The 22204-nt window shown below is 67.4% G+C and carries 19 protein-coding genes, 1 tRNA gene and 1 pseudogene; 10 read left to right on the forward strand and 11 right to left on the reverse strand.

Annotated features, from left to right (window positions below):
* From AC56KW_RS25690 to AC56KW_RS25705, 4 genes and pseudogenes are all read left to right on the forward strand, one after another.
* Positions 1-895, forward strand: a pseudogene (locus AC56KW_RS25690) (DNA polymerase III subunit gamma/tau); the annotation flags it as partial.
* A gap of 45 nt (positions 896-940) precedes the next feature.
* A complete protein-coding gene (locus AC56KW_RS25695) occupies positions 941-1270 on the forward strand; it encodes a YbaB/EbfC family nucleoid-associated protein (protein ID WP_005671283.1) in 330 nt (109 codons plus the stop codon).
* 59 nt (positions 1271-1329) lie between these two features.
* The gene (gene recR / locus AC56KW_RS25700; protein ID WP_497173468.1) at positions 1330-1920 is read left to right on the forward strand and encodes a recombination mediator RecR; all 591 of its coding nucleotides are present in this window, start codon (positions 1330-1332) and stop codon (positions 1918-1920) included.
* Between the two features lie 133 nt (positions 1921-2053).
* Positions 2054-3220, forward strand: coding sequence for a glycosyltransferase (locus tag AC56KW_RS25705; protein WP_497173469.1), 1167 nt, complete (start codon positions 2054-2056; stop codon positions 3218-3220).
* On the opposite strand, the gene AC56KW_RS25710 is transcribed toward AC56KW_RS25705, so the two are convergent.
* The gene (locus AC56KW_RS25710) at positions 3211-3531 is read right to left on the reverse strand and encodes a hypothetical protein (RefSeq protein WP_497173470.1); all 321 of its coding nucleotides are present in this window, start codon (positions 3529-3531) and stop codon (positions 3211-3213) included. The two genes, AC56KW_RS25705 and AC56KW_RS25710, sit on opposite strands and share 10 nt — an antisense overlap.
* 166 nt (positions 3532-3697) lie before the next feature.
* On the opposite strand from AC56KW_RS25710, the gene AC56KW_RS25715 reads away from it, so the two are divergent.
* Entirely contained in the window at positions 3698-6109 is a 2412-nt protein-coding gene (locus tag AC56KW_RS25715; RefSeq protein ID WP_497173471.1) for a penicillin acylase family protein, read from the forward strand.
* Positions 6110-6183: 74 nt separating this feature from the next.
* On the opposite strand, the gene AC56KW_RS25720 is transcribed toward AC56KW_RS25715, so the two are convergent.
* From AC56KW_RS25720 to AC56KW_RS25735, 4 genes are all read right to left on the reverse strand, one after another.
* Complete coding sequence (locus AC56KW_RS25720) at positions 6184-8352, reverse strand: putative bifunctional diguanylate cyclase/phosphodiesterase (protein WP_497173472.1); 2169 nt, start codon at positions 8350-8352, stop codon at positions 6184-6186.
* A 1-nt stretch (position 8353) separates the two neighbouring features.
* Positions 8354-11260 (reverse strand): hybrid sensor histidine kinase/response regulator, encoded by a 2907-nt coding sequence (locus AC56KW_RS25725; protein WP_497173473.1) that lies wholly within the window; start codon positions 11258-11260, stop codon positions 8354-8356.
* Between the two features lie 271 nt (positions 11261-11531).
* Complete coding sequence (locus AC56KW_RS25730; protein ID WP_497173474.1) at positions 11532-11726, reverse strand: YbdD/YjiX family protein; 195 nt, start codon at positions 11724-11726, stop codon at positions 11532-11534.
* Positions 11726-13792 carry a carbon starvation CstA family protein gene (locus AC56KW_RS25735; RefSeq protein WP_497173475.1) on the reverse strand — a complete coding sequence of 689 codons (2067 nt, stop codon included), beginning with the start codon at positions 13790-13792 and terminating at the stop codon, positions 11726-11728. The genes AC56KW_RS25730 and AC56KW_RS25735 overlap by 1 nt, the downstream gene beginning before the upstream one ends.
* A 201-nt stretch (positions 13793-13993) precedes the next feature.
* Here AC56KW_RS25735 and AC56KW_RS25740 point away from each other — a divergent pair, with 201 nt between their 5' ends.
* From AC56KW_RS25740 to AC56KW_RS25760, 5 genes are all read left to right on the forward strand, one after another.
* Positions 13994-15385, forward strand: coding sequence for a cache domain-containing protein (locus AC56KW_RS25740; RefSeq protein ID WP_497173476.1), 1392 nt, complete (start codon positions 13994-13996; stop codon positions 15383-15385).
* Positions 15369-15998, forward strand: a complete 630-nt coding sequence (locus AC56KW_RS25745) for a response regulator transcription factor (RefSeq protein ID WP_497173477.1) — start codon at positions 15369-15371, stop codon at positions 15996-15998. Before AC56KW_RS25740 ends, AC56KW_RS25745 begins: the two co-directional genes overlap by 17 nt.
* A gap of 104 nt (positions 15999-16102) precedes the next feature.
* A complete protein-coding gene (locus AC56KW_RS25750; RefSeq protein ID WP_497173478.1) occupies positions 16103-17278 on the forward strand; it encodes an HDOD domain-containing protein in 1176 nt (391 codons plus the stop codon).
* Positions 17271-19325, forward strand: a complete 2055-nt coding sequence (locus AC56KW_RS25755) for a putative bifunctional diguanylate cyclase/phosphodiesterase (RefSeq protein ID WP_497173479.1) — start codon at positions 17271-17273, stop codon at positions 19323-19325. Before AC56KW_RS25750 ends, AC56KW_RS25755 begins: the two co-directional genes overlap by 8 nt.
* A 150-nt stretch (positions 19326-19475) precedes the next feature.
* A tRNA-Ser gene (locus tag AC56KW_RS25760) sits at positions 19476-19565 on the forward strand.
* Between the two features lie 67 nt (positions 19566-19632).
* On the opposite strand, the gene AC56KW_RS25765 is transcribed toward AC56KW_RS25760, so the two are convergent.
* The 6 genes from AC56KW_RS25765 to AC56KW_RS25790 are packed head-to-tail and all read right to left on the reverse strand — an operon-like array spanning position 19633 to position 22083.
* Positions 19633-19836: a helix-turn-helix transcriptional regulator gene (locus AC56KW_RS25765; RefSeq protein ID WP_497173480.1), complete on the reverse strand. Its 204-nt coding sequence runs from the start codon at positions 19834-19836 to the stop codon at positions 19633-19635.
* A 5-nt stretch (positions 19837-19841) separates the two neighbouring features.
* Positions 19842-20039 carry a hypothetical protein gene (locus AC56KW_RS25770; RefSeq protein WP_497173481.1) on the reverse strand — a complete coding sequence of 66 codons (198 nt, stop codon included), beginning with the start codon at positions 20037-20039 and terminating at the stop codon, positions 19842-19844.
* On the reverse strand, positions 20036-20419 hold the full coding sequence (locus AC56KW_RS25775; RefSeq protein ID WP_497173482.1) for a hypothetical protein: 384 nt from the start codon (positions 20417-20419) through the stop codon (positions 20036-20038). Before AC56KW_RS25775 ends, AC56KW_RS25770 begins: the two co-directional genes overlap by 4 nt.
* The gene (locus AC56KW_RS25780) at positions 20412-20813 is read right to left on the reverse strand and encodes a hypothetical protein (protein ID WP_497173483.1); all 402 of its coding nucleotides are present in this window, start codon (positions 20811-20813) and stop codon (positions 20412-20414) included. The genes AC56KW_RS25775 and AC56KW_RS25780 overlap by 8 nt, the downstream gene beginning before the upstream one ends.
* Positions 20810-21853: a hypothetical protein gene (locus AC56KW_RS25785; RefSeq protein ID WP_497173484.1), complete on the reverse strand. Its 1044-nt coding sequence runs from the start codon at positions 21851-21853 to the stop codon at positions 20810-20812. The genes AC56KW_RS25780 and AC56KW_RS25785 overlap by 4 nt, the downstream gene beginning before the upstream one ends.
* Positions 21850-22083, reverse strand: a complete 234-nt coding sequence (locus AC56KW_RS25790) for a hypothetical protein (RefSeq protein ID WP_497173485.1) — start codon at positions 22081-22083, stop codon at positions 21850-21852. Before AC56KW_RS25790 ends, AC56KW_RS25785 begins: the two co-directional genes overlap by 4 nt.
* Positions 22084-22204: the final 121 nt, after the last annotated feature.

A 22204-nucleotide genomic window follows, 5' to 3' on the forward strand; every position in this document is an offset into this window, starting at 1 on the left:
GCCAGCGCCGGGCGCGCCGGCCGCCGCCGCATCTGCTGCCAATGCGGGCGCCCCGGCAATGACGTCGGCCCGCGCCGCGATCAATGCGGCGCTCGAAGCCGCCCGCGCCGCCTCGGGGATGCGCGCGCCGCCGAAACGTCCGGGCGCCGATGCCGCGCCGGCCCAGGGCGCGCCTGCGGCGCCAGCGCCGCCTTCGGCGCCACCGGCCCCCTCCGCTCCGGCGGCCTCGATGCCATCCCAGCCGCAAGCGCGCCAGGCCGTCGCTGCGCCGCCATGGGATGGCGGCCAGCCGCAAGCCTTGGCCCAGCCGCAACCATCGATGCAGGCCCGGCAGCAGCCGCAGCAGCAGCTGGAAGACGACGTGCCGTCCTGGGTCACCGGATTCTCCGATGACACCGCCGTCGCCGCCGAGGCGCCGGCCGTGGTCGCACCCGTGCCCGCCGCGCCCGCCGTACGTGCGCCGGCCGCGCCGCCGCACGCCTATGTCGTCACGCCGGTACCCGAGATCGACTGGGACGGCAACTGGCCGCTTCTCGCCGGCAGCCTGCCGCTGCGCGGCGTGGCCCAGCAGCTGGCGCTGCAGACCGAGCTGGTCGCCTGCGTCGCCCACGAGCGCGCCGTCACCTTCAAGCTGCGCGTGCCGGTCGATACGCTGCGCGCCAGCGGCAATAGCGAAAAACTGGCGGCTGCGCTGCAAGAACATTTTCCCGACTTCCGCGTGAGCGTGGAGTCCGAAATCGGCCCGGTGTGGTATACCGCCGGGGCCGAGCAGAAAGCCGCGCGCGAGGAGCGCCAGCGCCTGGCCGAATCCATCGTCGCGGCCGATCCCTTCGTGCAAGAGCTCGAGCGACGTTTCGACGCGTTCGTCGTGCCCGGCTCGGTCAAGGTCGCCTGACCGGCCTTTGACTCATTTACCATCCGACTTTTGGAGAAACCCACCATGATGAAAAACCAGCTCGCAGGCTTGATGAAACAGGCGCAAGCCATGCAGGACAATATGAAAAAGGCACAGGAGCAGCTGGCTCAGATCGAAGTCGAAGGCCAGTCGGGCGCCGGCCTGGTGAAGGTCGTGATGACCTGCAAGAACGACGTCAAGCGCGTCACCATCGACCCGTCGCTGCTGGGCGACGACCGCGACATGCTGGAAGACCTGGTCGCGGCCGCGTTCAACGACGCCGTGCGCAAGGCCGAGGCGACCGCCGCCGAAAAGATGAGCGGCCTGACCGCCGGCATGCCGGGCTTGCCGCCTGGCTTCAAGATGCCTTTCTGATCCACGCAAGGACCCACTAAGGCCAGCTTCGCCGGCTCCCTGCCGGCGCGGCATCCATCATGTCGACCTCGCTCGAATTTCTCATCGAATCGCTGCGCCGCTTGCCCGGCGTGGGCCCCAAGTCGGCCCAGCGCATGGCGTTCCACCTGCTGCAGCATGACCGCGAAGGCGCGGCGCAGTTGTCGCGCGCGCTCTACCAGGCGGTCGACACGGTGCACCACTGCGCCAAGTGCAATACCTTCTCGGACATCGAGATCTGTGCGCTGTGCGCCGACCCGGAACGCGACCACGCGCTGCTGTGCGTGGTCGAGACCCCGGCCGACCAGCTCATGATCGAACAAACCCTGACCTGGCGCGGCCTGTATTTCGTGCTGATGGGCCGACTGTCGCCGCTCGACGGCATCGGTCCGCGCGACCTGGCCCTGGATAAACTCGTCAATCGCGCCACCGATGGCGTGGTCGGTGAAGTAGTGCTCGCAACCAATTTCACCAATGAGGGCGAAGCCACCGCGCACTACATCAGCGAGATGCTCAAGGCGCGTGGCCTGAAGGTCAGCCGCCTGGCGCGCGGCGTGCCGGTCGGCGGCGAACTCGAATATGTCGACGCCGGCACGATTGCGCGCGCCATGCTCGACCGACGCAGCGCATGATACGATCTTGATTCTCGTTCGGTAGCGTGGGCGGCGGTGCCGTCCATGCGTTCCACGTCATGTGCGCACCCCTGCGTGCGCGCAAACCCGGCAGACCAACGGCTGCTATGGTGGTTTTTTCAGCGGACCGGCCATGCATATCGTCGACCTCACGATGTTCTATGCCACCGAGGGTGGCGGTGTCAGTACCTACCTGAACGCCAAGTCGGCCTGGCTGGCGCGCCGTATCCGCGCGCGGCACACCATCCTCAGTCCCAATGTCGACGCGCGTGCGTCGCCCTCCCACCTGCGCATCCCCGGCCTGGCCTTGCCGGGTTTCCACGGCTACCGCATGCCCGTGTCGGTGGCCGCCATCGCACGCCGCCTGCGCGTCGTGCGGCCCGACCTGGTCGAAGTGGGCGACGCCGGCCACTGCGCCTGGGCCGCGCTGCGCGCACGCGACCGGCTGCGCCTGCCGGCCGTGGCCTTCTACCATTCCGACCTGCCGCGCCTGGTCCAAAACCGCTTTGGCGCATATCCCGCCCAGTTCACCCGGCGCTACCTGGCACAGCTGTACAGCCAGTTCGACCTGGTGCTGGCGCCCAGCCGGCTGATGGTCGGGCAATTGCAGGCGATGGGAATCGAGGGCGCCGTGCACCAGCCGCTTGGCATCGATTGCGGTATCTTCCATCCGGGCCGGCGCGATGCCGCACTGCGCGGCGCGCTGGGATTGGCGCCCGGCGTGCGCCTGCTGGTCTATGCCGGCCGCTTCACGGCCGACAAGAAGCTCGACGTTTTGCTCAGGGCGATGGACAGGCTCGGCCCGGCTTACCATCTGCTGATGGTGGGGCCGGGCGATGCCGCGTTCGACGTGCCACCCGGCGTGCGGCTGAGCCGCATGCCGTTCCAGCGCGACCAGCGCGCGCTGGCGCGCATCTTGGCCAGTTGCGACTTGCTGGTGCATCCGGGCGATTGCGAGACCTTCGGCCTGATCGTGCTGGAGGCGATGGGGTGCGGGCTGCCGGTGGTGGCGACCGAGGCGGGCGCCGTTGCGGAGCTGATCGACGCCGACACGGGCGTGCTCTCCCAGCCCAATTGCCCCGACAGTCTGGCCGAGGCGATCCGGTATGCGAGCACCCGTGACCTGGCGCTGCTTGGCGCCAATGCGCGCCGCAAGGCCGCATCGGCGTTTGCTTGGGAGACCGTGTTCTCCCAGTTGTTGATGCACTACTGCAATTTACTGCCGGAGACACCGAACTGCCCGCCCGTCAGCCGTGGGCTGGACGAGCACGCGTATGTTCCGGCAAGGTCTTACCAGTAAGGACCCCAGTAGCCGCCGCCGCGATAGCGCGGACCCCAGCCGCCATACATGCCGGCGCCATTGCCCACGCGCTGCAATTCTTCGCGCGTACCCAGGTGCAGCACGCACTCGCGCCACGGATCGGTATTCGCGGCATAGCCGAGCTGGCTGCAAGCCGGGCCGTAGATATTCATGAGTTGCGCCATCTCGGCCTGGGCGCGCGCGGATTTCTCTTGCGGCGTCGAGCAGGCGCTGGCCAGCACGGCCAGGCCGATGGCGGCGGATATGCGCATGATGGCAGGCATCCTTGCGCCTTTGACGGTATGTAGCATGATGACTCCTTTCGCTGCCAGAGCAGATGATCCAAGCATAGCACCAGCGCGGGCACTACCGCGTGCGATACCAAACGAACGCGGGACAATCGCGAGGCTTACCGAGGACATGAGCTTGTCCCGGCAATTCTCTGGCAAAATACGCCCCCAAAACAAGGAGGCATCGATGGGCAAGTCCCGATGGAAGACATGGACCCTGCGCGGTGTAGGCGGGCTGCTGGCGCTGGTGCTGTTGGCGGTGCTCGCCGCATGGCTGTTCCTGCGCGCCAGCCTGGCCCAGCTCGACGGCGAACGCCGGGTGGCCGGTTTGTCGGCCGAGGTGAAGGTCGAGCGCGACGCCGCCGGCGTGCCCCTGATCAGCGGCGCCAGCCGGCAGGACGTGGCCTTCGCGACCGGCTTCGTCCACGGCCAGGAACGCTTCTTCCAGATGGATTTGCTGCGCCGCACCGCGGCCGGCGAGCTGGCCGAGCTGTTCGGCCCGAAGGCCTTGCCGGCCGACCGCACCCAGCGCCTGCACCGCTTCCGCGCCCGCGCCGATGCAACCCTGGCGCGCCTGCCGGCAGTCGAACGGGCGCTGCTGGAGCGCTACGCCCAGGGCGTCAACGCCGGCCTCGACGCGCTCGGCGCGCGCCCCTTCGAATATGCGCTGACCGGCGCCGCCCCCCGGCCCTGGACGGCGCCCGATTCGCTGCTGGTCGTGTGGGCCATGTATATCGACTTGCAGGGATCCCAGCAGGCGCGCGAGCTCGCGCGCGGCTGGCTGCGCGAGCACAGCGACGAGGCGCAACTGGCCTTCCTGCTGCCCGAATCGACGGCGTTCGACGTGACGCTCGACCGGGGCAAGCCGGCGGCGCCCAGCGCCCTGCCGCCGCAGGCCCCGGCCTGGTGGGGGGCGGCGCCGGCCGCACCCGGCGCGCCGGTCAAGCTGGCCGGGCTGGACGTGACCGACTCGGTCGGCAGCAACAACTACGCGCTGGCCGGCAGCCGGAGCAGCACCGGCGCCGCCATCGTGGCCGACGACATGCACCTGGGCCTGCGCCTGCCGAATATCTGGTACCGCCTCGCGCTGCGCTTCCCCGACCCGAGCGCGCCCGGCGGCCAGCGCCGCCTGGCCGGCGTCAGCCTGCCCGGCGCGCCGCCGTCGGTCATCGTCGGCAGCAACGGGCAAGTGGCCTGGGCGTATACCAACAGCTATGCCGATTCGCTCGACCTGGTCGAGCTGCGGCGTGACCCGGCGCGTCCCGGTCAGGTGCGCCTGCCGGGCGGCTGGGAGACGCCGCGCGAAGTCGTCGAAACGATCGTCGTGAAGGGCGCCGAGGCCGAGCGCATGGTCGTGCGCGAGACGTCGCTCGGCCCGATCCGCACGGTGGCGGGCCGCAGCTACGCGGTGCGCTGGACGGCCCACGATCCGGCCGCGCTGAACATGAACCACCTGAAGCTGGAGTCGGTATCGACTGTCGATGAAGCGCTCGCCGCCGCCGCCAGCGACGGCATCCCGGCCCAGAACTTCGTCGCCGGCGACGTGCATGGCAATATTGGCTGGACCATCGCCGGCCTGCTGCCGCGCCGGACCACCGATTCGCAGGCAGCGACTTTCCCGTTCGCGCCCGATGACGGTGAGTCGACCTGGGAAGGCGTGCTGCCGTATGCCGACCATCCGCGCATCGTGAACCCCGCCGATGGCCAGCTCACGACCGCCAACAGCCGCCAGCTGATGGGCGGCGCTTACGCGCTGCTGGGCGACGGCGGCTATGACCTCGGCCAGCGCAACCGCCAGCTCCATGAGGGGTTGCTGGCCATGGGCGGCAAGGTCGACGTGCGCCGCGCCTTCGACGGCGCCCTCGACGACCGCGCCATGCTGGTCGGCCACTGGCGCCAGCGGGCGCTGGAGGTGCTGGACGGGCAGGCGCTGGAAGGCCACCCGCAGCGCGCCGAGTTCCGGCGCCTGCTCGAATCCAGCTGGAGCGGGCGCGCCAGTGTGGAATCCGTCGGCTACCGCCTGGCGCGCGACTTCATGTGGGCCGTGCACGACCTGCTGTACGGCCGGGTCAACGCCGCGCTGAAGGAAATCGATCCGAAGGCCAGCGCGGCCGCCGCCAGCACCCGCTGGCCGGCGCTGGCGGCGCGCCTGCTCGACGAGCAGCCGCAGGGCTGGCTGCCCGCCGGCCACGCGTCGTGGCGCGCGCTGCAACTGGCGGCGGTGGATCGCGCCATCGCGGCGCTGCAGGACGCCGGCACGCCGCTCGCCGAGGCCACCTGGGGCAAGCGCAACACGGCCGATATCGCGCATCCGATCAGCATGGCCGTGCCCGCGCTGCGACCCTGGCTCGCCGCGCCGAGCCAGGCGCTGGCGGGCGACGCCCACATGCCGCGCGTGGCCGGGCCGAATTTCGGCCAGTCGGAACGGTTGACGGTGTCGCCCGGCCGCGAAGAGGAAGGCTTGTACAATATGCCGGGCGGGCAGAGCGGGCATCCACTGTCGCCGTTCTTCCTGCGCGACCACGCGGGCTGGGTCGAGGGCAAGCCGACGCCGTTGCTGCCGGGGGCGGTGAAGCATACCTTGCGCTTCGTGCCTTGAGGCGCCGGGCGCCCGGCGAGGGCGGAAGCGACGGCTCGAAGGCGGCGAGCCGACGGCGTCACGGGCCCGCCGTGCTACTTCGCCGGCAAGGCCTGCTGCGCATTGTGCAGCATCCCGGTGATCTTCTCGGCGCTCGAAGGATGGCCGAGGTAGTAGCCCTGCACCATATCGCAGCCCAGCTCCGCGAGCAGCTGCAGTTGTTCATTGGTTTCGACTCCCTCGGCCACCACCACCATCTTGAGCCCGTGGGCCATCGCGATGATGGCGCGCGTGATGGCCGCGTTCTCCGAATCCTGCGGCAGGCCGGCGATGAAGCTGCGGTCGATCTTCAGCGCGCGCACGTCGAAGCGCTTCAGGTAGTTCATCGACGAATACCCGGTGCCGAAATCGTCGATCGACAGGTGCACGCCGATGCCGCGCAGCTGCTCCAGCGTCACCATCGTGGCGCCCGCATCGTCCATCAGGGTGCCTTCGGTCAGCTCGAGTTCCAGCAGGCGCGGCTCGAGCCCGGTATCGTTCAGGGCCGACAGCACGATCTGCGACAGGTTCTCGTCCTTGAACTGCTTGGCCGACAGATTGACCGCGATGCGCAGCACGCGTTGCGTCAGGCGCTGCCAGGCGCGCGCCTGGCGGCAGGCGCTGCGCAGCACCCATTCGCCGATCGGGACGATCAGGCCGGTCTCCTCGGCCAGCGGGATGAATTCGGTCGGCGGCACCAGCCCGCGCTCGGGATGGCGCCAGCGCACCAGCGCCTCGACGCCCACGATCTCCGAGGTGCGTACGTCGCGCTGCGGCTGGTAGACCAGGTACAGCTCGTCGTTCTGCAACGCGCGGCGCAGGCCGACTTCGAGCTTCACATGGCTCATGATCTGCATGGTCAGCGAAGAGCTGTACAACTTGGCGTTGTTCTTGCCGCAGTTCTTGGCGTGGTACATCGCGGTGTCGGCGAATTTCAGCAAGGAGCCGCAATCGTCGCCGTCCTCGGGAAATAGCGAGATGCCGATGCTGGCGGTGACGAAGATCTCGTTGCCCTCGATCAGAAAGGGCCGCCGCATCGCTTCCCTGACCCGGGTGGCGACGTTCAGCGCGTGCTCGACCCGCTCCAGGTCGGGAATCAGGATCGTGAATTCGTCGCCGCCCAGGCGCGCCAGGTTGGTCGCGCTGTCGGCGCCATTGCTGCGCGGCTCGCTGCCTTCGCCGCGCGAGACCAGGTCGCTCGGGCGGGTGGTCTCGCGCAGGCGCTCGGACACCATCTTGAGCAGCTGGTCGCCGGCGTTGTGGCCCAGCGTATCGTTGATGCGCTTGAAGGCGTCGAGGTCCATGAACAGCACCGCGAACTTCTTGTTGCCCATCTTGGCGCGTTGCAGCTCGCGCTCGAGCGTCTCCAGGAAAGCCTGGCGGTTCGGGATGCCGGTCAGGCTGTCGCAATAGGCCAGGCGCCGGATCTGTTCCTCGGCGCGCTTGCGTTCGCTGATATCGCGCACCAGCCCGAGCACTTCGGACGGGTTGGTGGCGACCAGGCGCGCCTCGAAGTGCCGCACGTCGCCGCACTCGATCAGTTCATACTCGACCGAGCGCACCTGCTGGGTGGACAGCACGGTCTTGACTTGCTCCAGCATGCGCGCCGCGATCTCGGGCGGCAGCGTGTCGGACAGGTGCTTGCCGATGAAGCGCGCAAGCGCGAATGGGCGTGCGGCAGATCGTCCGGGACAGACCTGGCCGGGGCGTTCCTGGCCGGGTTCATAATCGAGATAGAAGCCGTCCGCATTCAGGCGAAAGAAGGTGTCCGGGATGGCTTCCAGCACGGCGCGGTTCTGGGCGTCGGCGATGCGCAGGCGGGCGATGGCGTCGCTGGCGCGCAGCACGTACAGCACGCGGTGGCCGAGGATCGGCCAGTTGATCGGCTTCGAGACGAAGTCGGTGGCGCCGGCCTCGTAGGCTTGCGTGACGGCTTCGACGTCGTCGCTGCCGGTGACCATGACGATCGGCACACAGGCGCCGTCCTTCTCGGCGCCGCGAATCACCCCGCAGGCTGTGAAGCCGTCCATGCGCGGCATGTCGACGTCCATCAGGATCAGGTCGGGAAGCCGCGCACGCGCCAGCTCGATTGCTTCCTGGCCGTCGCCGGCCTCGATGCCCTGCAACCCGACCTGGGCCAGCATTTCGAGCATCAATAGGCGCATGACGGGATCGTCGTCGGCGACGAGCACCGTCCCGCGCTGGGTGGTGGCAGAGGAGAGCATGTCAGGATTCCTTTTCAAGCAGGGCGTGGAGCGACTGGCGCACCGACTGGAATTCGCGTTCCATGTCGGCCAGCAGGAATGCGGCGCCGTCGAGGTGGCCGTTGCGGCCGAGCTGTTCGAGATCGCGGCACAGCGCGGCCAGGCGCGCCGCGCCGATATTGGCGCTGGCCGACTTCAGGCCGTGCGCGATGCGGCGCACGTTCCCGGCGTCGCCCGTATTGACCGCCTGGCGCAGCGCATGCAGGTGGCGTGGGGTGTCGCCCATATAGGCGTTGATGACTTTCTGCACCAGGTCGTCGCCGGCGTCGCGGCTCAGCGCGCGGATGTTGTCGAGGGCGGCGCGGTTGAGCGGGCCGTCCAGCGGGCCGGATGCCGGCGCCGGAAGGGGCGGCGGGGCCGGGCTCGGGCGTGGCGCGAGCCCGGCTTCCAGTCCATCCTCGAACATGTGGCCCGGCGCGTCGCCGTGGTGGCGCCCCGCCAGCAGCGGCAACGCCACCCAGCGACCGATCACGGCCGCCAGCTGCTGCTGGGTGAAGGGTTTGGAGAGATAGTCGTCCATGCCGGCCGCGAGACAGGCTTCGCGGTCGCCCTGCAGCGCATTGGCGGTGATGGCGATCACGGGCAGGGTGCGCGCGCGGCCCGCCTCGCGCTCGTGGCGGCGGATCTCGCCGGTGGCCGCGAAGCCGTCCATCACCGGCATCTGGCAATCCATCAGCACCGCATCCCAGCCGCCTTCCTGTACCGCATGCAAGGCTTCCTGGCCGTTGCGCGCGCAATGGGTTTCCAGGCCCAGGCTTTCGAGCATCGCGCGCGCCACTTCGACGTTGACCGGATTGTCCTCGGCCAGCAACACGCGCCGGGCGCGCCGCACCGGGTGCCGGCGCGCCGCCAGCCGCGCGCGCGACGCGTCGGGCGCTGGCGCCAATCCCTGCGCGCTGGCCGGGCGGGCGGCAAGATGGTGCAGGCGCCCCGCCCGCGCCGTCAGGCAGGCATACAGGTCGGCCGCGCGCGCCGGCTTGACCAGTTGGTAGGCCACGCCGGCCTCGCGCCGCTGGACCGGGTCGGCCGCCAGCCGTTCGGGACTGAGCAACACGATGTGGGTGGAGCGCGCCACCGGTTCGGCGCGCACCGAGGCCGCGAGCGCCAGGCCGCTGGTCTGGGTCAGTTCCATGTTCAGCACCGCGGCGTCATAGGCGCGCCCGGCGCGCGCGGCGCTCACCAGGTGTTCGTAGGCGGCAGCGGCGCTGGCCACGCCTTCGCATGAGGCGCGCCAGGTTTCCAGCTGCTGCACCAGTTCGGCGCGGCTCGCGTCCTGCTCGTCCACCACCAGCACCCGCAAGCCTTCGAGAGTGTGCTGGCGGTGGCCCGGCGCGTCGGGATCGACGCGGCGCTTGTCGAAGCCGACCGTGAACCAGAAGATCGAACCCTGGCCGGGCGCGTTCTCGACGCCGATCGTGCCCTTCATGAGTTCCACCAGCTGCTTCGAGATAGCCAGCCCCAGGCCGGTGCCGCCATACTTGCGGGTGGTGGAATCGTCGGCCTGCGAAAAGGCGTTGAAGATGCGCGCGCGCGCGTCGCGCGAGATGCCGATGCCGGTGTCGTGCACCTCGAAGCGCAGCGCGACCCGCTGCGCATCCTCGCCGGCCACCCGGACCCGCGCCATGATGCGGCCATCGAGCGTGAACTTGATCGCGTTGCCGATCAGGTTGGCCATGATCTGGCGCAGGCGATTCGGATCGCCGCAGATCGCGACCGGGATGTCGTTGGCGATGTCGAAGTCGCAGCCCAGGCCCTTGGCCGCGGCCTGCGGGGTATAGACGTTGTGGATGTCGTCCAGCAGGTCCCACAGATTGAAGTTGATGTACTCGATGGTCAGCTTGCCCGCCTCGATCTTCGAGAAATCCAGGATGTCGTTGATGATCACCAGCAGGTGCTCGCCCGAGCGCTTGACCAGTTGCGTGTAGTTGCGCTGGGCCTCGGTCAGTTCGGTGGCGAGCAGCATGTCGGTCATGCCCAGCACCCCGTTCATGGGTGTGCGGATCTCGTGGCTCATGGTGGCCAGGAAGCCGCTCTTGGCGCGGCTGGCCGCCTCGGCCGCGTTCTTGGCCTTTTCCAGCTGCTCGGTGCGCACGCCGACCTGGCGTTCGAGCTCGTCGCGGTGGTGCAGCAGGGCCGTGCCGCGGTCCTCGATCTGGGCCAGCATGGTATTGAAACTGTCGATCAGCACGCCCAGTTCGTCGCTGCGCGTGTGCGGCACGCGCAGGGCGTAGTTCTGGCTGACCGACACCTTTTGCGCGGCCTGGATCAACTTGGCGATCGGCTCGGCGATGCTGCGCTTGAGGGGCCGGGCCAGCCCCAGCGACACCAGCAGCGCCGCGCCCATCGCTAGTGCGATCACGGCGAGGCTGCCCAGGATGTCGAGCCACATCGGCAGCAGGTCGGCCTCGATCATCATCGCGCCGACGGCCAGCTCGCCGTGGCGCACCTCCTGCACCACGCGCAGATGGCGCGACAGCAGCGCGTGGCCGGCGCGATTGGCGGCGTCCAGGGTGTTGGCATCGAGATCGCTCGGCGCCGCCAGGTCGGCGCCGATGCGTGACGGCGTGCGGTACTCGGCCAGCGTGCGGCCGAAGCGGTCGTACAGCACCGCCGCCGACACCGCTTGCCGGGCTTCGAGTGCGGCCAGGGTGGCATTGGCCTGGCGCCGGTCGACCAGCATCAGGTCGACGCTGCTGGCCGCGCCGATCACGCGCGCGAAGGCGGCCAGTTGCAGGCTTTCGGCCTGGCGCTGATGGATGAGGGAAGTGATGGCGAAAGCCCCGAAGACGAACAGCAGCGCGGTCGCCGTCGAGAGCAGCGAGATGGTGTTCAGCTTCCGGTTCAGGCTCGAGCGCTCGAAATTGTGCATCGTGGTTCCCGCAAACGGCACAGCGCAGCGGATCCGGCAACGGTGCAGATCCTCCTAGGGGGCAAAAGCCCGTAGGAAAAAAATATACGCACTAGGGGAGGAGGAAGTGTTGCGAATGCGCAAATATGGCAAAGGAACAATTCCGTGTCGCAATTTGCATGCGCAAGATCGACGCCCTGGCGACGCCATGCGCGCTCGCCGAGGCCAACTGCGGTAGAGAAAAAGGAAGGGGCGCCGCAGCGCCCCCTCGTTCAAGCATTCGCGCCGCCTGTCAGCAGCACGACGCCCGGTTTCCCCCATACCTTGCTTCCTGGCGCTCGCGGAAGAATTCCTCGTACGTCATCGGCGCCTGGTCGGGGTGGGTACGTTCCATATGCGCCAGGTAGGTGTCGTACTCGGGCAGGCCGACCATCAGCCGCAGGCTTTGCCCGAGGTAGTTGCCGGCCTGTTTCAGGGAGCCGAACATCACTGCACCTGCGGCGTCGGCATGGCGACGTAGGCCGACTCCTTCGCGGTCGGCGCATTCGCGCGGCGCGCATCCATGACCGTGCGTACGCCGTAGAACAGCACCGCCAGCACGACGAAGATGAAGAAGCCGGCCAGGCTGGCGTTGACGTAGTCGTTGAAGATGATGCGCTCCATGTCGAGGATCGACTTGGCCGGCGCCAGGATCTCGCCCGCGTCGTGCGCCGCCTGGTATTTGTTGGCGTGCGCGACGAAGCCGATGCGCGGATCGGCGTGGAAGATCTTCTGCCAGCCGGCGGTCAGCGTGCAGGCCAGCAGCCACAGGGTCGGTGCCGCGGTGACCCAGGCATATTTGCCGCGCTTCATCTTGAACAGCACGCAGGTGCCCAGCATCAGCGCGATACCGGCCAGCATCTGGTTGGCGATGCCGAACAGCGGCCACAGGGTGTTGATGCCGCCCAGCGGATCGACCACGCCCTGGTACAGGAAGTAGCCCCAGGCCGCGACGCACAGGCCGGTGGCCAGCAGGTTGGCCGGCAACGAGTCGGTGCGCTTGAGCGATGGGGCGAAGGCGCCCAGCAGGTCTTGCAGCATGAAGCGGCCGGCGCGGGTACCCGCATCCACCGCCGTCAGGATGAACAGCGCCTCGAACAGGATCGCGAAGTGATACCAGAAGGCCATCATGGCCGGACCGCCCACGACGTTGGACAGGATGTCGGCCATGCCGACCGCCAGGGTCGGGGCGCCGCCGGCGCGCGAGATGATGGTGTGCTCGCCGACATTACGCGCCATCTGCTCGAGCGCCTCCGGGGTAATCACGAAGCCCATCTGCGATACGGCCTGCGCCGCCGATTGCGCGGTAGTGCCGAGCAGCGCACCCGGGCTGTTCATGGCAAAGTAGATGCCCGGGTCGATGGTCGACGCGGCGATCAGCGCCATGATGGCGACGAACGATTCCATCAGCATGCCGCCATAGCCGATGAAGCGCGCCTGCGTTTCGTTCTCCAGCATCTTGGGCGTGGTGCCCGACGAGATCAGCGCGTGGAAGCCGGACACGGCGCCGCAGGCGATGGTGATGAACAGGAAGGGGAACAGGCTGCCCGACCACACCGGACCGGTGCCGTCGATGAACTTGGTCACGGCCGGCATGCGCAGGTCTGGCGCCACGATGATGATGCCGATGGCCAGCGCAAGGATGGTGCCGATCTTGAGGAAGGTGGACAGGTAGTCGCGCGGCGCCAGCAGCAGCCACACGGGGATCACGGCGGCGACGAAACCATAGCCGATCAGCATCCAGGTCAGCTCGGTGCCGGTGAAGGTGAACATCGGGCCCCAGGTCGGCGAATCGTGGACCCACTGGCCGCCGATAATGGCCAGCATCAGCAGGACGAAACCGATCAGGGAAATCTCGCCGATGCGGCCCACGCGCACATAGCGCGAGTAGACGCCCATGAACAGCGCGATCGGGATCGTCGCCATCACGGTGAAGGTGCCCCATGGCGAACCGGTAAGGGCCTTCACGACGATCAGTGCCAGCACCGCCAGGATGATGACCATGATCATGAAGGTGCCGAGCAGCGCGATCATGCCCGGGATCTCGCCCATCTCGGACTTGATCAGGTCGCCGAGCGAACGGCCGTCGCGGCGGGTGGACATGAACAGCACCATGAAGTCCTGCACCGCGCCGGCGAACACGACGCCGGCCAGGATCCACATCATGCCGGGCAGGTAGCCCATCTGGGCCGCCAGCACGGGGCCGACCAGCGGGCCGGCGCCGGCAATGGCGGCGAAGTGGTGGCCGAACAGGACGTTCTTATTGGTCGGCACATAGTCGAGGCCATCGTTGTATTTGTAGGCCGGGGTCTGGCGCGTGGGGTCGAGCCCCATCACCTTGGTGGCGATGAACAGCGAATAGAAGCGGTAGGCGATCAGGTAGACGCAGCCGGCGGCCGCGACGATCCAGATCGCATTGATGGTTTCACCGCGCTTGAGCGCGATGTAGCCGAGCGAGAACGCGCCCAGGATGGACAAGGCGATCCATCCGAGCATGCTCGAGAGACGTTTCATGGGTGACTCCTCCGAAGTGGATTGATGCTTGCGGGTCGGTACGTGCCGACGCCAATTATTTACAGCATGCGCTTGAGTATCTTGCACTATTGTCAGTACCGCAAGCGCAAGATTACGCAGCGCCTACGTAGTCCTACGTAGTCGCATCGCTTTCATCGGACGTAGAATGCAGGCCTCGAATCGAACCATGCGAAAAGGCTTATGCGGCTGAGGCAAAAAGTGATCGTGCTGGCCGTCGCGCCTTTGATCGTGGCGCTGTGCGCGATCGCGCTCTACGTGCGCCAGCAGGCGGTGACCCTGGCGGCCGAGCAGCGCGCCACGATCCAGCGCGCCTACCTGGCGAGCAAGGAGGCCGAGCTGCGCCACTACGTCGAACTGGCGACGCGCTCGATCGCCCACCTGGCCCGCACCGGCGACAGCGATGCTCCCACCCAGCGCGAGGCCATCCGCATCCTGTCGAGCCTGAGCTACGGCGACGACGGCTACTTCTTCGTCTACGACGACCGGGGCAAGAACCTGATGCACCCGCGCCAGCCCGAGCTGGTCGGCACCGATATGTGGGAGTGGCGCGACTCGACCGGTGCGCCGACGATCCAGCGCCTGATCGCGCTGGCCAGCCAGGGCGGCGGTTTCCTGCGCTACACCTGGGCCAAGCCGTCGAGCAACCGGCCCGCCCCCAAGCTGGGCTACGTGGTGCCGATCGCGCACTGGAACTGGGTGATGGGTACCGGCATCTACCTCGACGACGTCGAGGCGGCGCTGGCGCTGGTCGACGCCCAGCAGTCGCGCAATATCGAAGAGACGCTGCTGTGGATGGCGATGCTGGCCACGGTGGCGGCGGTGGGCGTGGCCGGCGGCGGCCTGGCGCTGAACATCAGCGAAGGCCGCGTCGCCGACGCCAAGCTGAAGGCGCTGGCCCAGCGCGTGGTGGAGTCGCAGGAAGAAGAGCGGGCGCGCCTGTCGCGCGACCTGCATGACGGGATCAGCCAGGCGCTGGTATCGGTCAAGCTGCAGCTGGAGGCCGGCATCATCCGCATCGACGGCGACGCCGCACGGCGCGAGCAGGGCCGCGCGGGCCTGGAGCGCACCGTCGAGCAAGTCAAGACGCTGCTGGGCGAGGTGCGCCGCATCTCGCACGACCTGCGTCCGACCCTGCTCGACGACATGGGCCTGGCGCCGGCGCTGGACCACCTGGCCAGCGAGTTCGGCGAGCACGCGGGCGCCCCGGTGCGCTTTCGCGCGGCGGGGGCGGTGGATGCGCTGCCCGAGATCGTGGGCACCGTGTTGTTCCGCATCGCGCAGGAGGCACTGACCAATGTCGAGCGCCACGCCCAGGCGCGCCACATCGACATGGTGCTCGAGCGGGTGGGCGACCTGGTCAGCCTGAGCATCGACGACGACGGCGTCGGCTTCGACGCTGACAGTGTTGCCGTGCACCCGAAGCGTGGGATCGGGCTAAGGAATATGATGGAGCGCATGGAGGCGATCGGCGGGCGGTTCGCCATCGTGTCGTCTTCCACTGGCACCCGGGTGGTGGCCAGCATCGATTTGAAGGAGCAGGGCAGTGATTGGCGACGTGAACGAAGTAAATGAAGTGAAGATCCTGTTGGTGGACGACCACCCGCTGGTGCGCGACGGCCTGCGTGCGCGGCTGGAGTCGTCGCCCCACCTGACCGTGGTGGCCGAAGCCGGCTCGGGCGAGGAAGCGCTGGCGCGCGCCGGCGAATTCCACCCCGACCTGGTGCTGATGGACGTGAACATGCGCGGCGGGAGCGGCATCGAGGCCACGTTCCAGCTCACCGCGCGCTACCCGGGCATCGCGGTGTTGATGCTGTCGATGCACGACAAGCCGGAATACGTGAGCCAGGCCATGGCGGCCGGCGCGCGCGGCTACGTGCTGAAGGACGCGCCGGGCAAGGATATCGTGCTGGCCATCGAAACCGTGATGGGCGGCGGCATCTACTACAGCGCGGCGCTGGCGCGCCAGCTGGCCAACCCGGCCGCGCCGAGCGACCAGTTGACGGCGCGCGAGCAGGAAGTTCTCAAGCATATCGCGGCCGGCCAGTCGAACAAGCAGATCGCGCGCGACCTCGATCTGTCGGTGCGCACGGTCGAGACCCATCGCCTGAATATCAAGCGCAAACTCGGCATCGAAGGCCAGGCCGAACTGATCCGTTTCGCGGTGCAGCGCGCTGCGGGGAACTGAGTCTGTAACTGAAAGTCAACTCCAGGTCTCCACTCGGAAGCATTGCTGTTGCTTTAAAGTATTCGGTGCAATAAGATTGACTGAATATTATTCAGAAACATCTTATGGCCGAGCAGGGACATTTTCCGCAGGTAGCAATCGACCCTGTTGCCAACGCGCAGAACGAGTGGGTGGCGCTCAGCCTGCGGCTGCCCCCTGGCGCCGATCTGCCGAACCGCCTGCAGGCGGTGTTCGCCGGTTCCGACCTGCTGACGGCGATCGCGCCACTCGACTGCCTGCTGCACCTGGACAGCCCGGCCGCGCTGACGGCGCCGGTACTGGCGCTGTTGCCGGCCAACCGGGTCGGCCTGGTGATCCAGGCCGCCGCGCTGGATGCCAGCGACGCCGCCCGCCAGCTGGCCGAGCTGCACGCGTATGGTTACCGGATCTGGCTCGATGGCGACGTGCCCGAAGGCGCGAAGGCGCCGCCTGCGCTGCGCGCCGTGGCGCGCGATTGTCGCACTCATCGTGACGCAGCGCTGCCGCCGGGGCGCCTGGTGTCCCTGTTCGGGCCGCACCTGGCGCACGGTGTCGACAGCGCGCGCCGTTTTTCCGAGTGCGAGAACGCGGGCTTCGACTGGTTCAGCGGCGACTACCCCTACGACCCCGATGCGGCGCCAGCGCCGGACGACGACGGCAGTTCGCGCCGCCGCATCCTGACGCTGCTGGGGCTCCTGGCGCGCGACGCCGAATCGCACGAGCTCGAACACCAGATCAGGCAGGACCCGACGCTCGCATATCACCTGCTCAAACTGGTCAACTCGGCCGCCTTTACGGTCAGCACACGGATCACGAGCTTTGCCCATGCGATCACGGTGCTCGGCCGGCGCCAACTGCAGCGCTGGCTGCTGCTGCTGCTGTACGCGCGCCAGCAGCCGGACGGCTTGCCGAACCTGCTGCTGCCGCTGGCCGCGCGCCGCGCGGCGCAACTGGAATCCCTGAGCCGGCTGGCGGGCGACGACCGCGATACGCAAGACCTGGCCTTCATGACCGGCGTGTTCTCGCTGCTCGACCATCTGCTGCACATGCCGATGGGCGCGATCCTGGACGAGCTGTACCTGCCGGACGAAGTGGCCGGCGCCCTGTCCGCGCGCAGCGGCCAGCTCGGCGCCTGGCTGCGGCTGACCGAGGTGCAGCCGGATGAAGCGGCGCTGGAAGCGACAGGGGTGAGCCCGGCCGACTGGTGGGCCAGTCAGCTGCAGGCGTATCACTGGGCGATCCAGGTGGTCCGGAATGTCTGACCTGCGTGAACTGGATTCCTTCGACTTCCTTGGCGGCACGACCGCCGTCTACGACGCCATCCTGCGCCTGCGCGGCGAAGCCCTGCACCAGGAACTGGGACGGCTGGCCGCGCTGCTGACCACCAGTCCCGATGGACGCTTCGTGCCCGGCGCCGGCCTGATTGATCCGAACCAGCCGGGCGCGCGCATCCTGCGCTACGCGGTGGCGGCCGGCATCGAGCAGTTCGGCTGGTACGAGGTGAGTGGCGGCGATGCCTACAGCTTGGACACCGAGCGCAAGCTGGCGGCGCTGGCGCACCTGACGGCCAGCCTGATGCAGATGCATGCGCTGGCGCAGCGCTCCACGCATGCCTATGTGCAGATGGAGGCGCAACTGGCGCACCAGTCGCAGATCCTGGACCAGATCCATGAGTCGGTGCTGACGATGGACCAGATGGGCTACATCACGAGCTGGAATCGCGGCGCCGAGGCGCTGTTCGGCTACACCGCGCTGGAAGCGATCGGGCGCAACATCCTGTTCCTGTACGCCGACGAGGACGACGACGCCGACACGCAGCCCGACCTGTTCGCGGAGCATGGCGGACGCATGATGGAAGTGCGGCGCCGCAAAAAATCGGGCGAGGTGTTCTGGGCCAGCCTGTCGCTGTCGCCGCTGCGCGACCTGGCCGACCGGCCGACCGGCCTGATCGCCTACCTGACCGACATCACCGAGCGCAAGCAGGCCGAGGAGCAACTGCATCACCTGGCCTATTACGACGAATTGACCGGCCTGCCGAACCGCACGCTGTTCGCGCGCCTGGTCGACCAGGCCCTCATGGGCTCGCAACGCAACGACCTTGGCGGCTGCGTGATGTTCGTCGACCTGAACCGTTTCAAGCGCATCAACGACACCCTGGGCCGGCGCATCGGCGACGAGCTGCTGCGCCAGGTGGGGCAGCGCTTCAAGGACGCGCTGCGCGATGAGGATGTGGTGGCGCGCCTGTCGGGCGACGAATACGCGGTGGGGCTGTCGGATATTCGCCAGCACTTCGAGGCCACCACGGTGGCGCAGAAGCTGCAGGCGTCGCTCGACGCGCCGTTCTATATCGGCGGGCACGACTTGCGGGTGGGGGCCAGCATCGGCATCAGCGTATATCCGCAGGATGGCAACGATGCCGAGACCCTGTTGGGACTGGCCGATATCGCGATGGAGCGGGCCAAGCGGGCCGAGGCCAATCCGGACCGCAGCGTCGCGTTCTACAGCCAGGACATGAACAAGGGCATGCAGGAGCGCATGCGCATCGAGTCCGGCCTGCGCCATGCGCTGGGTAATGGCGAGCTCATTTTGTATTACCAGCCCAAGTTCGAGATTGCCAGCGGGCGCATCGTCGGCGCCGAGGCCCTGGTGCGCTGGGTGCATCCGCAGCGCGGCATCGTGCCGCCGTCGGAATTCATTCCGCTGGCCGAGACCACCGGCTTGATCGTGCAGGTGGGGGAGTGGGTGCTGGAGCAGGCCTGCGCGCAGGCGGCGATCTGGCAACGCTCGGGCATTGCGCCTTTCAGGCTCGCGGTGAACGTGTCGGCGCGGGAGTTCACGCCGTCTTTGCCGAGCCGGGTGGAGGATACCTTGCGGCGGTATCAGCTTTCGCCATCCTGGCTGGAACTGGAGATCACCGAGAGCACGCTGATGCACGACTTCGAACGGGTGACGGCGATCATGGACCGGATCACGGCGCTGGGAGTGTCGTTGTCGCTCGATGATTTCGGGACGGGGTATTCGAGCTTGTCGTATCTGAAGCGGTTCCCGATTCAGACCTTGAAGATCGATCGGTCGTTTACGACCGGGATCCCGCGCGATGCGAGCGATTGCGCGATCGCGGGGACCATTATCAGCATGGCGCGGCAGCTGTGCTTGCGGGTGATCGCGGAAGGGGTGGAGACGCTGGATCAGCTGGATTTCCTGCGTGAAGCGGGGTGTGACGAGGTGCAGGGGTATCTGTATGCGGCGCCGTTGCCGGCGTATGAGTTCGAGCGGTGTTTGAGGGATAACTGGTTGTTGCTGACGTAAGTCGGGTGCAGGCGCGTGTAGCGGCGGCAACTCGATCATCGCTGGCTAGACCACGTCGTCCCGCGCAGGCGGGAACCTGGTCGCCAGCATGAGTTCATCAGACGAACAACCTGACCACCCTAGATGATTTATGTATAATGCGGTTCGCTAGGAAGCGTGGCCGAGTGGTTGAAGGCAGCAGTCTTGAAAACTGCCGACGGGGGAACCCGTTCGTGAGTTCGAATCTCACCGCTTCCGCCATCAACCCCCATTTCCTCCTATGAAGAGGGGTCCGCTGTTCAGCTTTACCCCCATCTGTACCCCCATCTCAAACGGCTGACTTTTTGACGCCGGTTTGCAATCCATCCTGCCATTTCGCGATCGCGATTTCCTCCCAGGCGACCGCGCGCGGCCCGAGCTGAACCGGCGCCGGAAATGTCCCAGCGCTAATTCGCTTGTAGATCGTGCTGCGCGCCATGCCCACCATTTCCATCACTGCCGGCAGACGCAGGAAGCGTTTTGCTCTATCCATCGTATTTACCCCTTCTTCGCTGAATTCTTTTTGCTGGCGCCTGCGACCAGGCCGGCATAGCACTTGCTGTGGAACGCGCGCTTCGCCTGCGGCCCTCCCGGTACCGGCGCCCGCACATACCGCTCGTCGACGTGCACGGTCCGGCCGCAGCTGGCGCACAGGTGCGGGCGCCGCGCCGCGTGGGTGACGTGGTCCAGATTCACGACGCGCACTCCGCTGGCGTCGGCCGCCGGGCAATCAGGTCGCGCAACCGCGCCCAGGGGTGCTGCTGGTCCCAGAACTTGCAGCCGTCGCCATGGTTCAATTCCTCGCCATCACGCGAAGCGATCAGGCTGCGCCGGCAACCCTTGCAAGTCATCCAATCGCCGTCGAGCTTCCAATACTTCGCCAGGGCGATCAGCGCGTCATTGCTCTCGCGGGGAATCTTGCCGTCCACCTCAGCAGGGCGAGAAGCAAGGGCGGCGCGGGCTTGCCACGCGGCCCAGGCCGCCGGCGGCAAGTTGGGCACGGACCGGATGCCGAAGCTCTCCTGCCCAAGCGAATCGTTCCACGCCTCGAATGCTTCGCGTTCGGTATCAGCCATTTGATTCGCTCCCTTCCTGGCGTCGAATTGCGCGAGCCATCTTGACGCCTACGCGTATCACCTGCATCAGGTTGTGGAACAGTGGAACGTCCAGAACGTTGGAATAGAATTCGCCCTTTCCTGAGATGAAGCCCATTTCCACCTTGCTCTTTCTGATCGCGAATTCTTCGTAGGCATACTCGCTACCCCAGCCGTTGCGATCACGTGCACTCAACTCGTGCCACTGGACATAGAATTGATTGCTGTCGATATCGCCCAAGTCGCAGATCCGCAGCCATGCTGGATGCTTCGCGCACCATGCTGCTGCATGCTGGCTGGCCTGCTCGACCGAGAAGAACTCGCCGGTCTGCACTCGCGCGGTCGGCGCTGCGAAAGTTCCTGCCGGGCCGATCACGATGCCTCTCCCTGGCCGCCGTCGAGTTGGGCGGCGCGGTCCAGGCGCTCGATGTCGGCGAGGATCAGGGCGCCGGCCTTGACCAAATTGCGGCGGTCGTCGGTAGGCTTCCACCACGCACGTTCCCACGGCCAGTCGTCTGGCGGCCCGTAGTTCTGCGAGTTGCCCTGCATCGCGTAGCAAGCGGCGGCCATCGAAAGCTGGCCGTCCTCGTAGTCGTCGTCTTGATCGGGATGCCATCCCTCTTGCTCGACCTGGCGCCAGCGCTCGGCCAGCACGTCGCGCGCTGCGGCGGTCTGCGGCGCTTCCGGTGTGCCGGGGGCGCTAGGGGCGGCAATCTGTTCCAGCAGCGCGGCAGCGCGCACGACGTAGGTATCGCCGTCGCACGCCATGTAGTCGTCAGCGTAAATGTCCACGCCGTCGCCATGCACGTCGCCGCCTTCGCACATGCCGCGCAGAATCGGCGCCAGCTTTGCGGCCTCGGCGGCCAGCGCGCCAGGTGCTGCGCCTTGCTGGGCGGCCTTCGCAGTCAGCGCTGCAATCTGCCCGTCCTTGTGCGCGAGAAGGCGCTGCAAGCGGAGGACTTCGTCTTTCTCGCCGCTCTCTGCATGCTGGGCGGCGAGGGACGATTTGCTGGCCTCTGCGAATGCGTCGTGAATGGCATCTTTAGCATGCTGCACTGCCCACTGCTCCGAAAAGTAGGATCGTGCAATCCGATCAAGCTCGACATCGCTCAGAGGCTCGGCTTGCGGCGCTTCGCCCTCTGGCTGGGCGCGGCGAGCCAGTTCGATCAGTGCCAGCACGGCGGCAGGGTTGGCGGCTGCGATGAAAGCGCGATCGCTTTCTCCGCAGCAGATGTCGGCGTGGCCACGATGAGAGTAGGCGTGCAGGATGCCGCCGTCGATTCCGTCGTCGGCACTGAGGCGAAGCACGCTGTTACTGGTCCACCAGGTCCATGGCCCGGGATTCGCCGCGCGCGCCAGCGCTTCCAGGCGGTCGAGGTCCGGCAGTTCAGGGGATGCGGTAGGGGTGGTGGTCATGCTCGCTCCACGATAACGGTTTTAATTTCTGGTTCGCCGACGACCCTCATTCGGGCGCTGTATCCGGCGTTGCGCAAGGCATTGCGCACGGCGTTGACGGCTTCTTCGCCAGCCTGGCGATGCACCTGTGCGACGCTGCAGTCCGGCCCCCACGAGCCACCCGCCGCCACCTCCACGGTGACCGTGACGACGGCGCTGGCGCCGACGGGTTTCAGGTGCGGCTTACGCATGGTCGCCGCCTTCCTGGCGCCCGCCAGCTGTAGATGCCTGGGCAGCGATGTCTTGCTCCGTGATGACATAGGCGCGCACGTTCTTCACTTCATAGAAGGCCGGAGGGCACGACTTCTCGAT

The organism is Telluria sp. RT2P19, from assembly GCF_059685725.1.

Excerpts from the sequence above, each read along its gene's own strand:
- AC56KW_RS25730 (WP_497173474.1), bottom strand. The coding sequence starts at position 11,726 with ATGTTCGGCTCCCTGAAACAGGCCGGCAACTACCTCGGGCAAAGCCTG.
- AC56KW_RS25725 (WP_497173473.1), bottom strand. The coding sequence starts at position 11,260 with ATGCACAATTTCGAGCGCTCGAGCCTGAACCGGAAGCTGAACACCATC.
- AC56KW_RS25740 (WP_497173476.1), top strand. The coding sequence starts at position 13,994 with ATGCGGCTGAGGCAAAAAGTGATCGTGCTGGCCGTCGCGCCTTTGATC.
- recR (WP_497173468.1), top strand. The coding sequence starts at position 1,330 with ATGTCGACCTCGCTCGAATTTCTCATCGAATCGCTGCGCCGCTTGCCC.
- AC56KW_RS25785 (WP_497173484.1), bottom strand. The coding sequence starts at position 21,853 with ATGACCACCACCCCTACCGCATCCCCTGAACTGCCGGACCTCGACCGC.
- AC56KW_RS25715 (WP_497173471.1), top strand. The coding sequence starts at position 3,698 with ATGGGCAAGTCCCGATGGAAGACATGGACCCTGCGCGGTGTAGGCGGG.
- AC56KW_RS25775 (WP_497173482.1), bottom strand. The coding sequence starts at position 20,419 with ATGGCTGATACCGAACGCGAAGCATTCGAGGCGTGGAACGATTCGCTT.
- AC56KW_RS25695 (WP_005671283.1), top strand. The coding sequence starts at position 941 with ATGATGAAAAACCAGCTCGCAGGCTTGATGAAACAGGCGCAAGCCATG.
- AC56KW_RS25755 (WP_497173479.1), top strand. The coding sequence starts at position 17,271 with ATGTCTGACCTGCGTGAACTGGATTCCTTCGACTTCCTTGGCGGCACG.
- AC56KW_RS25750 (WP_497173478.1), top strand. The coding sequence starts at position 16,103 with ATGGCCGAGCAGGGACATTTTCCGCAGGTAGCAATCGACCCTGTTGCC.
- AC56KW_RS25790 (WP_497173485.1), bottom strand. The coding sequence starts at position 22,083 with ATGCGTAAGCCGCACCTGAAACCCGTCGGCGCCAGCGCCGTCGTCACG.
- AC56KW_RS25710 (WP_497173470.1), bottom strand. The coding sequence starts at position 3,531 with ATGCTACATACCGTCAAAGGCGCAAGGATGCCTGCCATCATGCGCATA.
- AC56KW_RS25765 (WP_497173480.1), bottom strand. The coding sequence starts at position 19,836 with ATGGATAGAGCAAAACGCTTCCTGCGTCTGCCGGCAGTGATGGAAATG.
- AC56KW_RS25735 (WP_497173475.1), bottom strand. The coding sequence starts at position 13,792 with ATGAAACGTCTCTCGAGCATGCTCGGATGGATCGCCTTGTCCATCCTG.
- AC56KW_RS25720 (WP_497173472.1), bottom strand. The coding sequence starts at position 8,352 with ATGCTCTCCTCTGCCACCACCCAGCGCGGGACGGTGCTCGTCGCCGAC.
- AC56KW_RS25705 (WP_497173469.1), top strand. The coding sequence starts at position 2,054 with ATGCATATCGTCGACCTCACGATGTTCTATGCCACCGAGGGTGGCGGT.